Annotated in this window: 13 protein-coding genes; 1 reads left to right on the top strand and 12 read right to left on the bottom strand. The window is 66.7% G+C overall.

Annotation, left to right across the window (positions count from 1 at the left end; genetic code table 11):
- Positions 1–86 precede the first annotated feature (86 nt).
- A complete protein-coding gene (locus DD1DGNOD_RS10275; protein ID WP_131766410.1) occupies positions 87–392 on the bottom strand; it encodes a hypothetical protein in 306 nt (101 codons plus the stop codon).
- A 466-nt stretch (positions 393–858) separates the two neighbouring features.
- Between DD1DGNOD_RS10275 and DD1DGNOD_RS10265 the strand changes: the two genes are divergently transcribed.
- The gene (locus DD1DGNOD_RS10265; RefSeq protein WP_131769985.1) at positions 859–1,587 is read left to right on the top strand and encodes a SagB family peptide dehydrogenase; all 729 of its coding nucleotides are present in this window, start codon (positions 859–861) and stop codon (positions 1,585–1,587) included.
- On the opposite strand, the gene DD1DGNOD_RS10260 is transcribed toward DD1DGNOD_RS10265, so the two are convergent.
- The 11 genes from DD1DGNOD_RS10260 to DD1DGNOD_RS10220 form a co-directional block, all read right to left on the bottom strand.
- Positions 1,584–2,921, bottom strand: a complete 1,338-nt coding sequence (locus tag DD1DGNOD_RS10260; protein ID WP_131766407.1) for a YcaO-like family protein — start codon at positions 2,919–2,921, stop codon at positions 1,584–1,586. The genes DD1DGNOD_RS10265 and DD1DGNOD_RS10260 overlap by 4 nt on opposite strands.
- Positions 2,922–2,930: 9 nt before the next feature.
- Positions 2,931–4,319 (bottom strand): YcaO-like family protein, encoded by a 1,389-nt coding sequence (locus tag DD1DGNOD_RS10255; protein WP_131769984.1) that lies wholly within the window; start codon positions 4,317–4,319, stop codon positions 2,931–2,933.
- Positions 4,316–5,143 carry a CocE/NonD family hydrolase gene (locus DD1DGNOD_RS29220; protein ID WP_241255629.1) on the bottom strand — a complete coding sequence of 276 codons (828 nt, stop codon included), beginning with the start codon at positions 5,141–5,143 and terminating at the stop codon, positions 4,316–4,318. The genes DD1DGNOD_RS10255 and DD1DGNOD_RS29220 overlap by 4 nt, the downstream gene beginning before the upstream one ends.
- Positions 5,144–5,328: 185 nt before the next feature.
- On the bottom strand, positions 5,329–5,970 hold the full coding sequence (locus DD1DGNOD_RS29215) for a CocE/NonD family hydrolase (RefSeq protein ID WP_241255628.1): 642 nt from the start codon (positions 5,968–5,970) through the stop codon (positions 5,329–5,331).
- A gap of 2 nt (positions 5,971–5,972) precedes the next feature.
- The gene (locus tag DD1DGNOD_RS10245) at positions 5,973–6,770 is read right to left on the bottom strand and encodes a hypothetical protein (RefSeq protein ID WP_131769983.1); all 798 of its coding nucleotides are present in this window, start codon (positions 6,768–6,770) and stop codon (positions 5,973–5,975) included.
- Between the two features lie 178 nt (positions 6,771–6,948).
- Positions 6,949–7,062 (bottom strand): streptamidine-related RiPP repeat protein, encoded by a 114-nt coding sequence (locus tag DD1DGNOD_RS29210; RefSeq protein ID WP_241251414.1) that lies wholly within the window; start codon positions 7,060–7,062, stop codon positions 6,949–6,951.
- A 90-nt stretch (positions 7,063–7,152) separates the two neighbouring features.
- Positions 7,153–8,496 (bottom strand): MFS transporter, encoded by a 1,344-nt coding sequence (locus tag DD1DGNOD_RS10240; protein WP_241255627.1) that lies wholly within the window; start codon positions 8,494–8,496, stop codon positions 7,153–7,155.
- Positions 8,497–8,512: 16 nt separating this feature from the next.
- The gene (locus DD1DGNOD_RS10235; protein WP_131766404.1) at positions 8,513–9,523 is read right to left on the bottom strand and encodes an ABC transporter substrate-binding protein; all 1,011 of its coding nucleotides are present in this window, start codon (positions 9,521–9,523) and stop codon (positions 8,513–8,515) included.
- A complete protein-coding gene (locus DD1DGNOD_RS10230) occupies positions 9,520–10,344 on the bottom strand; it encodes an ABC transporter ATP-binding protein (protein WP_165034905.1) in 825 nt (274 codons plus the stop codon). The genes DD1DGNOD_RS10235 and DD1DGNOD_RS10230 overlap by 4 nt, the downstream gene beginning before the upstream one ends.
- Positions 10,344–11,459, bottom strand: a complete 1,116-nt coding sequence (locus tag DD1DGNOD_RS10225) for a FecCD family ABC transporter permease (protein WP_165034900.1) — start codon at positions 11,457–11,459, stop codon at positions 10,344–10,346. The genes DD1DGNOD_RS10230 and DD1DGNOD_RS10225 overlap by 1 nt, the downstream gene beginning before the upstream one ends.
- 291 nt (positions 11,460–11,750) lie before the next feature.
- Positions 11,751–13,763, bottom strand: coding sequence for a heavy metal translocating P-type ATPase (locus DD1DGNOD_RS10220; protein WP_283234674.1), 2,013 nt, complete (start codon positions 13,761–13,763; stop codon positions 11,751–11,753).
- Positions 13,764–13,865: the final 102 nt, after the last annotated feature.

Raw genomic sequence — 13,865 nt, 5'->3', positions numbered from 1 at the left:
GTCGCTGACCGGCGACCGGCGCGACCGGCGTGACGTGAGGCCGGTACGGAGGCCGTGACACCCTGGTACTCGGCAGCGTGCGACCGTCAGTGATCATCCCAGTGGCCGTCGTGCGCGGCGTGCCGGTGCCCGTCGTGGAGGTAGTCGACATGGTCGCCGTGCGGCACGGCCACGTGCCCACAGCCGTCGCCATGGGCGTGAGTGTGCCCGCCACACTCGGTGTGCCCCGCGGGCTCACACTCGTCGTAGTGGTCCCCGTGTGAGCGGTGCAGGTGGGCGTCGTGGACATAGTCGACGTGGTCGCCGTGCGGTACGGCCACGTGCCCACACCCAGCCTCATGGCTGTGTTCGGTGACACTGTGGTGCGGGGAGTGCGCGGTTGCGGTGGTCACGACTTCTCCTCCTGGACGTAGTGGATGGCCTCACGGACGATCTGACCGGCGTGGTCGTCGATGAACCGATAGACTAAAGAAAATCGTTTTCATATCGACTGTGGAATATGCCGTGGCAGAGGTCCGCTCGACGCCGCCCTGCGACGCCGATGGGTGACTCCCTTCCCAGATACGGAGAGAAGAACACATGCCCGAGCCTCGACACTCGCCATGAACGCGGCGACAACCACTGTGACCGTTGGTTCGACCCGGACCTGCCCGACTCGATGGAACTGCGACGCCGGTTCCTCCCCCGAACCCGACGTCAGCCGCGTCCTCGCCCATATCGGCCGCCGTACGCCTGGCACGTACCTGGCGGAGGAAGAATCGGGCGACAGCCGCCGGCGCGAGCTGTTGCACGCCTCAGGAGGTTACGGAAATCTCTAATGATTATCGGAGTCGATTCTCCGAGCCGGAGGGGACGAGTATGGGTGACACGACAAGCGCGATCGGCCGCGTTCGGCAGATCCAGCGACTTCTCAACGGCCTCCCAACCCGTGAGGTTGTGCTTGACGGGCTGTCCAGGGCTACGGCTCAGATTGCACTACCTCGACCGCGGTCGGACGTGGCGGTCGGACTCGACGAGGTACTCGCAGCCCGCAAGTCCCATTATCGGTTTCATGTCGAACCACCAGGCGCGGAGGAGCTGTCGTCGCTGTTACGGTGGGCACTTGGGCCGCAGCGAACGGTCCGGTTGCCCGCTGGTGGAAAGCACCAGTTACGCATGGCTCCGTCCGCGGGCGGCCTGCCATCACTAACGGTATACGTGACAGCCAAACCCGGTGGCGACATACCCGGCGGGGTGTTTCGCTACGAACCCGACGGTCACTGTCTGGAGACATTGTGGTCCGGCGACCCGACGGCAGCGCTGCGTTCGGTGCTGGTTCAACCCGATTTCGCCGAACGGGCACCGGTGATGGTTTTTCTGGTTGCCCGACTGGATACCACGCTCGTGAAATACCCGATCCGCCACTACCGGACGCTGCATGTCGACTCGGGGATTGCCGTTCAAAATCTTTACCTGGTCGCGACCGCCCTCGAGCTGGCCGCATGTGCGGTGACGGCCTTCGACGATCATATCGTCACGCAGTTGCTGAGAATCCCCGACTCGATGTTCCCGACGGTGGTGTTCCCGCTCGGTCGGCGACCCGACTAATGCGGCAAGGGGAAGTCTCGGCGGGGTTTACCCACCGCCGCAAGTTGCTCGGCCAGCCGCGTACCACCGCGAAACGGCAGGCCGACCGACGAGTTCGAGTACAGCCCGGGCGCCAGCGTGTGCACGACGCGCATACCGGTCGGACGCACATCTTCGGTGGTGACGTCGACCGACACCACCGGATGACCTGCCCGCGCCAACGTTTCTGCGAGAATCAGGGGATCGGTTGTCGCGGCGAAAGGCGCGCCCGTGTCGAGGCTTTCCCAGGTGACCGTCCCGGTGATGGAATCAGCGAGTTCGGCCTCCAGGCGGTCCTGCATTCGCGGATCGAGGAAGAGCTGCAGGTGGGTACAGTATTCGACGATGTCGGCGAGATCATCACGGCAGTCGTCGAGGTAGAACCGGTCGGCTCGCCACCGCTTGAGTGGGCTGTCCGGGCGACGCGCGGCACGCATGTACGACCCGTCTGGGTCGTCGAGATCGCCGACGAACATCTGCAGCTGGAAGGCTTCGGCCAGAGCCTTGCGCATCGCCGGTTCCGCTGTGGTCCGGCAGGCCGCGCCCATGGAGAGGTGGCCGCTGGTCTCATCGAATACCAGCGCACCAATGACGATCATTCCGAATTCGTTGGGGAATTCGATGAAGCGGGTCGTCAGGCTCCCCTGCGCCCCTGCGCCGAGCTGCGCCAGCCAGGGTGGCGGGATCACTTCTCGCAGCGGCCGGCGACCATGCCAGGCCATGGTCAGGGCGTCGCGTTCGACCATCTGGCACAGCGCTGACCACTGGGCTCCGGCTTCGTCAACCCCGGCGGCCAGCCCGGAGCTGAGGACCGGGTTGAGGAATGGCACGCGGCGGGCAGGTGCCCGATGCGCGTACGACACCCAGACAAGATTCGCCGGGACCCAGACGACGGCTCCGGTCGGCATCTGGGTGCCGCACACCCACTCCAGTTCGAAATCTTCACTGAATTCGACGAACGGGAAGCGTGGTGAGCCGTACTGCGTGGGGGAAAACAGGACCACCGAGCGTGGATCGACGACCTGACAGCCGGATGCGGTGAGCTCGGCGAACGTGGCACGGCGCAACCCGGCCGGGACCAGATTGCCGCAGTACCGCTCGACAGCCTCTCCGACGGCGGGTCCGATCGCGGCGCTTTCGTCCAGCAGTGCATATCCGGCCCCGGCGAAGTCGCTGGCCCAGGCGGAGAACCTCGTGGTGTCGGAAAGCACAGCTGTGACCATGAAGAATTCGGGTGGCAGTGTGGGCGCGATGGTATTGCGCTCGATCCGGCGGATGATGCCCGTTCTCGGGTCAAGAATCGCGGAGAGATTCATCTGCGTGCCCTACACGTGAGGAATCGGGTATGGGTACAACGTGTCCTCGGTCAGGTCTTCGGTGACCCAGCCCAGCTCGGTGGGCGCGGTGTACAGCCGGCTGCCGCCGAGGTACGGAAAAGCGGCGGGAGGGTTGCAGTAGAGCCCTGGCACGATCACGCGTACCACCGTCAGACCGGCGGCCCGGACGTCGGACGTGGTCACGTCCACTGAGACGGCCCGTAGGTTCCGCTCGGCCAGGATGTCCAGGTAGTGCTGACGGGCCCGAGTCTCCTCGACCACGGGTATGTCCGCGAGCCGGATGGGCCGTGTCCGGTCCCGCAGTCGGTCGAGTGGCTTCCCCTGCATGCGCGGGTCCAGGTACAGCTGCGCGACGGCGGGAAGATCGACGAGATCATGGAAGTCCGGTCGGAAGTCCTCGGCGTAGCGCCGATCGGCATGGTAGGGCCGGTAGGCGTGTGCGGGTATCTCTCCACGTGCCAGGGCCCGCCAGTGCGCGCTGTCGGCATCAGCCAGCTCGGCGGTCAGCTCCAGCATCGCGAAGGCTTCGACGAGGGCCTTCTTCGCCGCCTCCTGCGGGTCGGCCCGACAGGCCGTGCCGTAGGAGATGAGACCCTGTTCGGGTTCGGCGATGAACGCGGCGAGAACCGGGACGTCGAACTGCCCCGGGATGCGCAGCAGCCGGATAATCCGTCCGGTGCCGTCGTCCGGGGACATGTTGTACCGGGCCAGAAGCTCGGCGGCGTCGACAACGGTCTGCGGGCTCGTTCCGCTTGCCCACCAGATTGTGTTCGCGTCGCGTTCGAAGAGTTCTTCCAGGGCGAACCGCTCGGCATGTTCGCGGTTCTCGCCGGTGGCGATTCCCGCGTACAGCATCGCATGGGTGGCGGGTTCCGTCACATGTGTGCCTCGGAAGTAGTTCAGGTAGACCATCGACGCGGGCGCGAGTACCCGCTGCCCTGTGTGCAGGTCGCGGCCGGGCACCCAGGCTACCGGGAGGTCGCGGGTGAAACGCTCGAAGGGGAAGCCACGGGCGTTGTACTGGTGGTCGGAGTAAAGAGCAAAGGCCGCCGGGTCCAACGCGCCTCGTCCCGCCACGGTCAGGTCGGTGTAGCTGGCAATCTCCAGCTCCTCGGGTACCGCGTTCCCACAGTAGCGTTCGACGACCTCCCCGACAGCGGCTCTGCGCGCCCGATCATGATCTCCCAGGGAGGCGCCGAAACCGTATCGTTCGCCCTCCCACGCGGCGAACGTACGGGTGTCGCCTGCCCGTGCGCTCCAGCCGACCCAGGAGCGGGGCATGCGGGGGCTCGGCCGGTACGGGACGACCTGTGTGATGACACCGAACCGGCTGTCGACCAGCAGGCTTTCGGCCGGCGGAATATCTGCGGAAATCATTGGTACTCCATCACCGGTAATTCGATGAAACAGCCGCGAACCGGCCCGCTGTGAATCGTCTGGATGGTTGTCCTGGTGGCACTCGTGGTGTATCGATCGAGGCCGGTGTTGAGATTACGTGCCAGCCGTGGAAAATCGCTGCTGGTGACGTGGAGCTCGAGCCGGCTGCCAGGATGAAGCACCAGGGCCGTGGCGCCGAGAACGACGTCGAGGGTGCGCACGCTGCTCTCGGTGACAGCCGATCCAGAGGTGATCTCGAGTGCGTGGCCGTCGTCGAAGCGCTGTACCAGGCGGACGATCCAGTCGGCGCTCGGGGCGGTGGTGTGTACGGACAGCCGGACCGTGGGCGACCCGGCAACGGCGGCGGGATGCGTTAGTGGGGAGCTTCGAAAGATTACGGCGTCGCGGCGGGCGTCGAGGACGGCCCGGTCGCGATGGACCGGGAGGGCGGGAAAGGGGTCGAGTGGGTCGTAGTCGAAATGATGCTCGGCGGTCTGATCCGGAGGCGTCGGTGACAGCGCACCGTCCGCGGTGGCGTGTAGCCGGAATATGCCGGTCGACGCCGGCCAGTGATCCAACCATTGTTTGTCCTCCATCGACCCGGGGACCTGGGCCTCCGGCAGCGCGAAAGAAACATGATCGCGCCGCCTTTGGCCCTCCATCAGGAAAACCTTCGTGATCGACGCGTCGCCTCCTGCCAGCACCCGTGAAATCCAGTCGACCTGAATCCTGCCCAGTGGTAGTTGTGATTCGGGGCCGTGCTCGCGGCCACCGGCCGAGTGGGAGTTCGGGGCGGACAGTTCATGTCCCCATGGTCCGACCACGAGCCCTCGCGCCGGTCGCGGATCGCACCCGCTGCCGACGGTTGCTCATTGGTGGAAGGTCTGCGGCAGGAACAGATCATACCATCCGCCGATATGCAGGGACGGCAGTGCGCAGCAAGCAAGCTCCTGGTCGCCCGGTTCCGCCTCCCAGGTTGCCGTCTTTCCTTTGTCGGACTTATCCGGGTCTATCGTGCTCCACCAATGGGGCAACCGCGCCCATAGATGCTGGCCGATCTCGGCCACTGGAAGGTGGCCAACAGGTCCGGACGGGATCGCAGCATCTGCGCGGACAACCCGTTTCTGCTGGTACGGCCGTCCGCATGCTCGATCCACCAACCGACGTATTCGGCCAGCCGCAGTACGCCCGAAGGTTCGAAATTGGCTTGGCGCATCCCGGCGGCAGGAACTTCGCTGATCACCGTGCGCACGAGGTCGGGCGCGGCAAGCGCGGCAGCCCATGCCGTGAACGACCCGTAGGAGGCTCCCGCGAGGATCACGTTCCCGTCACACCACGATTGTTCGCCCACCCATTCGACGAGAGCCCGCCCATCGGAGCGTTCATTGTGGTAGGGAATCCATATCCCTTCCGATCCGTAGAGGCCCCGTACGTCCTGAGCAATGTAGACGAAGCCGTTCCTGGCCCATCCGATGCCGTTTGCCAGCAGTGCCGACCGGCCGTAGGGGGTACGGGTGACGATCGCCGGGGCGGGCAGCCCGTCGGGGAGGTACACGTCGGTGGCCATCAAGGCGCCGTCTGCCGCACGGACGAACTGGTTCGTGTCGATGCCGCCCACCCCTACGCGGTTGCCGATAGCGCCGTTGCCCATGGCTATGCCGGGTTGACCGCAAGTTCGGGCAGGGGAAGTACCCGATGGCGGGTGATCGAGAGCGTGGCGAGGTCGATGACGAGCTGGTGGCCCTCGCTGGGGACGCCGGCGCCCGCGGCCAACGCCAGCAGATCCGCGGCGAGCAGACCGGCCAGCACCGGCACGGCTGCCGGGGTGAATCGCACGGCCGGTTTGACCGCGTCGGAGTCCAGGTATGCCCAGTGGGCGATCAGTTCGTCGGGTAGTGCGGCCGCGGCGAGTCGACGGCCCCTGGTGTCCCGGTAGGACGCGGTTCTCCCCGGGATCGACAAAGGCCCGAGGACGAACGTGGTGCCCTCGGCATAGCATCCGTGCCACGGCGTTCGGTGTTCCGTGCACCAGCTGTCCAGCTGGCACCATCGGGCGTCCGGCAGCCACTGCGCACAGCTGACGATGACATCCGATCGAGCCACCACGTGTTCGTCCACGCAACCCACCGTGCATTCGGCTTCGTCGAGAAGTTCGAGGAGTTTCTCGGGGAGAGGACCGTCGCCTTCTATGTGCACTTTCCAACCCGCTGGAACGGGCAGGCTGTGATCCGGATCCACGAGCACGCCGCGTTCGGTCAGTGCGGCGATGATTCGCTCGACGCCGACCCGATCAGCCTCAGGAACGCTCACATCCGGGACTCCGGCTTCGAGCTGCTGTACCAGCGTGAGCAGCCGGTCGTCACCGCCGATTCGAACAAAGACGTCTCCGGGTGCGCTGTAACGCCAACTGCCGTCGACGCTTCGGTACAGATGATGACCCGGCGCGAACACGTGAGTGCCTTTCTTCAAGCGCAGTAGGCCAAAGACTGCGCGACTATCAGTACTTTTCGCGTAGCCGGATGCCTCAAATGGCCTCGGTCAGGCACCGTGGTCGCCGGCGCCGCGGGGAGATGCGGATATCCACCGGCGACCACGGCCAGGAGTAGCTCACCGCCTTCGGTTCAGCGAACTACTTCTCCTCGTCCCACGCGAACGGGTTCTGCACCAGGGCATGGGTGGTCGGGTCCTGCGGGGCAGCGAGGACCGCTTCCTCGGTCAGCACCTCGAAAGAGATCTCCTCCATGACCACCTCCTCTCCATAACGAGAACCGTTTTCATTACGATTAAGACCGTAGCATGTTCCGGCGTAACGCGAAAGTAGTGCGGAGAAGTGCTATTCGGGTGCCACTGCGGTGTGAGCTCCGGTGAGCGGCTGGTCATTGCGTTCAGCGGGCGCTCCAGGCGCCGACATCTCCCGCGCTCCGATGAGGTCCGCAAGCTTGCCGGTGCGGCGCAGGTTCGTCCCGACTCCGATCGCCAGCGCCACACCGACACCCGACGAGGTGACGAGCAGGGCTGTCCGGATGTCCCAGGCTTCAGCCAGCACGCCAGCGAGCATGGCGCCGAGCGGCGTTCCACCCCAGGCGATCATCCGTGCCGTGGTGTTGACCCGACCTTGCAGGCGTTGGGGTGTCACGGCCTGCCGGACGACGATGCCGTTGAGAATGACCAGAGAGTTACTTGCCTGCCACAATATGAGGATCCCCAGCCCCAGCAGCCATACCGTGTTCCGCGACCACCAGATCAGCGCGAGCCAGCTGGCCCCGAGTGCACACAGCGTGATCAGACCGGTGGGGGCTCGCTGTTGGATGCGGCTGAGGAAGATACTGGTGATCAGCGTGCCGAAGGCCGCGGCAGCGTAGAGCAGTCCGATCCGGGAGTCGTCGTCGGCAAGACCGAACTGTTCAACCGCGACGACGACCAGCAGGCCGCTGACCGCACCGCCGGAGATGCTGGCGCCGGTCCCGAGCAGTGTCAGCGTCCGGATGACGCGGTGATCCCAGATGTACCGGAGCCCTTCAGCGATGTCACGGCGGGTTCTGGTGACCCGCCGTCGGCCGGTGGCTGTGCCGTCGTCGGTGGTTTCGTCATCAGCGCTGCCGGTGGTCGGCTCCACGGTCCAGCGCACCCGGGTCAGCAGGACCGCGGCGAGCACATAGCTGAGCGCGTCCAGCGCGAGGACGCCCGCCGCGCCCAGGGTGGTCGCGGCGACACCGCCGACAGCTGGCCCGACCAGGTTCACCACGGTGCTCACCGACACCATCGCTCCGGTCGCTCCGGGGACCGCGTCGCGGCCGACGATGGCCGGCAGAGCACCGAAACCGGCAGCGTCGAAGAACACGAAGATAGACGAAACACCGACCGCGGCTATGAACAGGTGCGGTGTCGTCAGGATCCCGGCCCAGGACGCAAGGGGAATGCTTGCCATCACCAGGCCGCTGGAGAAGCTGGTGAGCATCAGCGTGCGTCGCTGGTCCCATCGGTCCACCAGCGCACCCGCCGGCAGCCCGAGGACAAGATAGGGCACTGCTTCAAGACCGGCCAGCACGCCCGCGGCAGCGGCGCTCCCGGTGCGTTGGTAGAGCAACACCGGGAGCGCCACCAGTGTCATCGCCGTCCCGACCCACGAAACGGCGCGGCTCACCAGGAACAGCCGGAACATTGGTACCGCGTTCATCACAGGGCTGTCATCGTCAGGAATGCAGAGCGGCGGCCAGCTTGACAACCTCGTCGACGCCGCTGAGGTTGGTCGAATGAGTCTGCGGCAGGAAGATCACATGGTTGCTCCTGACCGCCTCCAGCGTCGGGAGGGCCGTCGTCAGATACTTGCGAGCCGTGTCCTCGGATTCGCTGCCGCTGAGCAGGTAGACGAGGGTGCCGGGGTTCTTCTTGGTGATGTCCTCGACCGAGAGCTGGCCGTAGTACTTGCCTGCTGGCAGGATACCGGCGTAGATGTTCGTCGCTCCGGCGAGTTGCGCGATGTCGTTGTACACCCCTTCATAGGTGTAGATGGTCCCGTTGAAGGTGCTGATCATCGCTACTGGAACCGGAGTCTTTCCGGTGACCTGTGCGGCAACCTGCCGCAGGCGGTTGTCGATGTCGGCTTTGATCTCGTCGGCCCTGCTCGTGACCCCGAGAATCGTGCCCAGTGCCGTCAGGTCCGTGACGACGTCGCGCACCTTTGCCTTGCTGGCGTCATCGGTGCAGAAGCCACTGAGGATCATCACCTGGGTGCCCTGGGCATTGAGATCCTTGATGGTCGGCAACTGCTGCCCGTCAAAAAGATAGGAGCCGTCCGCATAGATCAGATCGGGCCGTGCCGCCAGGAGCGCCTCCCGGGTCGGAGCGGATGTGCTCAGCGTCGGCACCCTTTTCTCCGTGTCGGCGTACTGCGCCGAGGGTGTGCCGCTACTGGTGTTGTACTGGCCGACGATCCTGTCTGTCGCACCGAGGGCGATCAGGAGTTCGGTGTTGGTCGTCCAGCCCGAGACAATGCGCGTCGGAGCCTTGTCGAAGTGCAGGGTGCGGCCGCAGTTCTGGACGTCCACCGGGTAGGCGGCACCGGCACCGGCCGTTGCCCCCGCCGGGGCTGGTCCCGCGATGCTGTCCTTCCCGGTGGTGGAGTCGGATCCGCAGGCTGCGAGGCCGACAGCGGAAGCCAGCAGCAGGGCAACCACGACCTTCGACGCGGAGGCGATTTTCATATGCTTCCTTCTTTGACGAGTTCGAATTCTGCTGCCGCCTGGTCAGCGCCGGCGGGAAAGCTGGAAAAAGCAAGATGGAGACGCCCGGTCACCGGATGGGTACCGCAATGAGCGTGCACCCTGAAAACCTCCGCAATAAGATCGGGAGTCAGTACCTCCCGGGGGGATCCCGCGCGGACGATGACGCCGTTGTGCAGGACGTGGAGCTGGTCGCAGAATGCCGCCGCGAGGTTGAGATCGTGCAGCGCGGCCAGCACTGTGATCCCGAGCGAGCGCACCAGTTCCAGGAGGTTCAGCTGTGTGCTGATGTCGAGATGGTTGGTCGGCTCGTCCAGAATGAGCACCGACGGTTCCTGGACGAGGGCACGCGCGAGCAGGACCCGCTGCTTCTCACCGCCCGACAGGGAGGTGAACGTCCGTTCGGTGTGTGCGGTCATACCGACGGTATCGAGAACAGCAGAGATGATCTCATGATCGGCCCGTGACATAAGACTCCAGGCATTCTTGTGCGGTGTCCGCCCCGCCGAGACGACTTCGAGAACGGTGAAGTCGAAACCGTGGGGATGCTCCTGGGTCAACGCGGCGACCTTCTGCGCGGACTGGCGCGGTGTGAGGTCCCGCAGCAGATCCGTCTCGTCGAGAAGGACCGCCCCGGTGCTCGGGCGCACCGCCCGGTAGACGGTTTTCAACACAGTCGACTTCCCGCTGCCGTTCGGGCCGACGAGACCGACGAACGCGCCGGGCGGACAGTCGATGGTCAGGTCATGGACGATCTGCGCTTCATCGATTCGCACGCCCACGCCATCCAGGCGAAGTCGCATCACGCGACGCCCCCCATCCGCCCCGACCGGCGCAGCAGCACGAGGAAGAAAGGCACCCCGACCACGGCGGTGATGATGCTCAGTGGCAGTTCCAGCGGTCGGGCCACAACGCGGCCGATTAGATCGGCGAGGACGAGGAATACTCCGCCGAGCAGTGCCGCCACCGGGAGCAGGCGGCGATGGTCCGATCCGATGAGCAGACGCACGCAGTGCGGCGCCACGAGGCCGACGAATCCGACGCCCCCCGCGACGGCAATGACCGCCGCTGTGAGTGCCGCAGCGATGACCAGCAGCTGGGCGCGGAGCCGGCTGACCGAGATACCCAACGAGGCGGCGGCCTCGTCCCCGAGCAGGAGGGCGTTGAGGTGTCGGGCCTGTGTCACCAGCCACAGGGTGGCCACCGTGACGATGAACGTGGGTAGTCCCAGCTTGTGCCAATCGGCTCCCGATACCGTCCCGAGCAACCAGAACAGCACCGCGGCCAGCTGGTTCGACCCGACCCGTAGTTGCAGGAAGCTCGTGCCCGCCTGGAAGAGGTAGAACAGCGCTGTCCCCGCGAGCAGCAGACGGTTGGGGTCCAGCTGACGCTGCCGCTGCCCCAGCGCGATCACCAGACCCAGGGTGACGACGGCGCCGATGAAAGCGGCGCCTGAAACCCCGAGGGCCGACAACAGCCCCGTTGTCGCGATCCCGCCCAGGGTGAGCACGGCGACCGCCGCGACCGACGCTCCGGCGGAGACTCCCAGCACGTACGGGTCGGCCAGCGGATTACGAACCACCGCTTGCAGCACGACGCCCGTTACAGCCAGGCCCGCCCCCACCACGAACGCCAGCAGCACCCGCGGTGTCCTGATCTGCCAGATGATCTGATCGTCGACGGCCGAGGCGTGACCCCCGCCGCCGACGAGGTGACCGATGACGCTGGACCACACATCAATGGGCGAGATCGACACCGCGCCGACGCTGATGGCGGCGACCAGAACGATCGGGGTCGCCGCCACCAGGGCAACGACAGTGATCAGAAACGTGCCTCGTGGACCACGAGCGGTCCGCGACACCGGGCCGGCGACGGGTGTGGTGCGACGCGCCGGACCGAGCGTCGCGACAGAGCTCATCCGCGCTGCCCCACCGGTCTCCCCCGGCGATCGGGACATGCCGTTCAGCCGTATGGGTTGGCCGACAGTCAACAGAGCGCTCCCGTCCTCCCCATCGGTGCGCCCGCAGGCGGACACCACATGATGAAAACTGAAATGGTTATCGTTATTGGTGCGTGACCGTAACAGGCATGCCTTACCCCGTCAAACACGGCCCTGACGCAGGCAACGGAGGCACTCGCAGACGGCCCGCGACTACCGGTGCCGATCGAGGGAGGTCGGTCGCTGTCGTCGGCGAACCGGCACGGCACCTCAGGCGGGCGGCGTTCCCGCCGTGTCGGTGTGGTCGCCGGTGCGCCAGGCGCGACTGTGGAGCAGCCGTAGGCCGTTGAGCCCGACGAGGACGGTGGAACCTTCGTGACCGGCAACGCCCAGTGGCAGGGGCAGGCTGCCCAGGAGGTCCCAGGCGACCAGAGCGGTGATGAAGCCCGCGGCGATGACCAGGTTCGCCGCCACCAGGCGCCGCGCCCGGCGGGACAGATCGATGACGGCAGGCAGGGTGCTCAGGTCGTCGTGAACGATGACCGCATCGGCTGTCTCCACCGCCAGATCCGAACCGCCGCGGCCCATCGCCACACCGAGATCCGCCGCAGCCAGGGCGGGCGCGTCGTTGACGCCGTCGCCGACCACAAGCACCCGCTGCCCGCTCGCCTGCAGGCCACGGACCCGGGTGACCTTGTCATCCGGGAGCAGACCCGCGAAAACCTCCTCGATTCCGATCTCGGCGGCCAGGCGGCCGGCGGCGGCAGGGTTGTCGCCGGTGAGCAGCACCGGGCAGCGTCCGGTCAGCGTGGTCAGGGCCGTGACGGTGGCGGCGGCGTGCGGACGGGCGCGGTCGGCGAGCGCGAGGACCCCGACGGGCACACCGTCGACCACGACCACCCCCACGGTGCGTCCCGCAGCCTGCGCCGCACCGACCGCGGCGGTCACCTGCTCGACGGCCGAGGATCCGCACAGCGCCGGGTGCAGGTCGGCCATCCGCGCCGGGTTGCCGACCTGCACCCGGTGGCCCTCGACCACCGCGGACACGCCGCGGCCGGGTGTGGAGGTGAAGGTCTCGGCGGGTGGGACGGACAGGCCGCGTTCGCGGGCGGCGGCCACCACCGCCGCCGCGAGGGGGTGTTCGCTGGGATGTTCGGCACCGGCAGCCAGGCGCAGCAGCTCATCCGCGGACAATCCGCCGTTGCGGACGGGATGGATCTCGGCGACATAGGGGGTCCCCTCGGTCAGGGTGCCCGTCTTGTCGAACGCGACGACGCCGGTCTGCCCAAGTTGTTCCATCACGACGGCGGACTTCACCAGCACGCCGTGGCGGCCGGCATTGGCGATCGCGGACAGCAGCGGCGGCATCGTCGCCAGCACCACCGCACACGGCGACGCGACAATCATGAACGTCATCGCCCGCAGCAGCGTCGGTTGCAACGCCGCGCCGAAGGCCAGCGGCACGACGAACAGCACCCCGGTGGCACCCACCACGCCGACGGAGTAGCGCCGCTCGACCTTCTCGATGAACAGCTGGGTACGAGCCTTCGCCGCCGAGGCATGCTCCACCAGAGTGACGATGCGCGCGAGCACCGACTCCGCCGCGGGCCGCGTCACGCGCACCCGCAGCATCCCGGTGCCGTTGAGCGTGCCGGCGAACACCTCGTCGCCGGGCTGTCTGGCCACCGGCAGCGGCTCGCCAGTAATGGTTGCCTGGTCGACCTCGCTGGCCCCGTCCGTGACTTCGCCGTCGGCACCGATGCGCTCACCTGGGCGTACCAGCACCACATCACCCACCCGCAGGTCGGCGGTGTCGACCAACTCCTGCCCACCGTCCGGGCGTAGCCGGAGGGCCTGCTCCGGCGCGATGGTGAGCAGGGCACGCACCGAGTCCGCGGTGCGGTGGGTGGCCACGGCCTCCAGCGCGCCAGAGGTGGCGAAGATGACGATCAGCAGCGCGCCGTCGAGGACCTGTCCGATCCCGGCCGCCACCAACGCGGCGACAATCATCAGCAGGTCCACGTCGAGGGTCCGCTCCCGCAGCGCCCGCGCTCCCGCCACAGCCGGCTGCCAGCCGCCGCAGGCATAGCAGGCCAGATACAGCCCCCACCACACGGCCGCCAGGGCCCCGGCGAGCTGGGCCGCCCCACCAGCGGCGAACACCAACACCGCAGCCGCTGCCCATCGCACCTCCGCCAGCGCCCACACCCGGCCGCCTGCCACGGGCAAGGGCGGCCGTCGGATTCCCGGCGGCGAGATGCTCGGCGCCGGGATTTCCGGCACGTCTGTCGTCACGCCACGCAGACTACATGCATATCAATGCAGGTATCCAGGCAGTCAGGCAGTCAGGCAGTCAGGCAGTCAGGCAGTCAGGCAGTCAGGCAG

Source organism: Candidatus Protofrankia californiensis (assembly GCF_900634765.1).
Taxonomy (GTDB): Bacteria; Actinomycetota; Actinomycetes; order Frankiales; family Frankiaceae; genus Protofrankia; species Protofrankia californiensis.
The sequence above is the reverse complement of the archived record's forward strand: the minus strand, read 5'-3'. Positions and strand labels throughout refer to the sequence as shown.

Bases quoted from the DNA above. Each gene is read 5' to 3' on its own strand.
- DD1DGNOD_RS10265 (WP_131769985.1), top strand. From the start codon at position 859: ATGGGTGACACGACAAGCGCGATCGGCCGCGTTCGGCAGATCCAGCGA.
- DD1DGNOD_RS10260 (WP_131766407.1), bottom strand. From the start codon at position 2,921: ATGAATCTCTCCGCGATTCTTGACCCGAGAACGGGCATCATCCGCCGG.
- DD1DGNOD_RS10255 (WP_131769984.1), bottom strand. From the start codon at position 4,319: ATGATTTCCGCAGATATTCCGCCGGCCGAAAGCCTGCTGGTCGACAGC.
- DD1DGNOD_RS29215 (WP_241255628.1), bottom strand. From the start codon at position 5,970: ATGGGCAACGGCGCTATCGGCAACCGCGTAGGGGTGGGCGGCATCGAC.
- DD1DGNOD_RS29210 (WP_241251414.1), bottom strand. From the start codon at position 7,062: ATGGAGGAGATCTCTTTCGAGGTGCTGACCGAGGAAGCGGTCCTCGCT.
- DD1DGNOD_RS10240 (WP_241255627.1), bottom strand. From the start codon at position 8,496: ATGAACGCGGTACCAATGTTCCGGCTGTTCCTGGTGAGCCGCGCCGTT.
- DD1DGNOD_RS10235 (WP_131766404.1), bottom strand. From the start codon at position 9,523: ATGAAAATCGCCTCCGCGTCGAAGGTCGTGGTTGCCCTGCTGCTGGCT.
- DD1DGNOD_RS10230 (WP_165034905.1), bottom strand. From the start codon at position 10,344: ATGCGACTTCGCCTGGATGGCGTGGGCGTGCGAATCGATGAAGCGCAG.
- DD1DGNOD_RS10225 (WP_165034900.1), bottom strand. From the start codon at position 11,459: ATGAGCTCTGTCGCGACGCTCGGTCCGGCGCGTCGCACCACACCCGTC.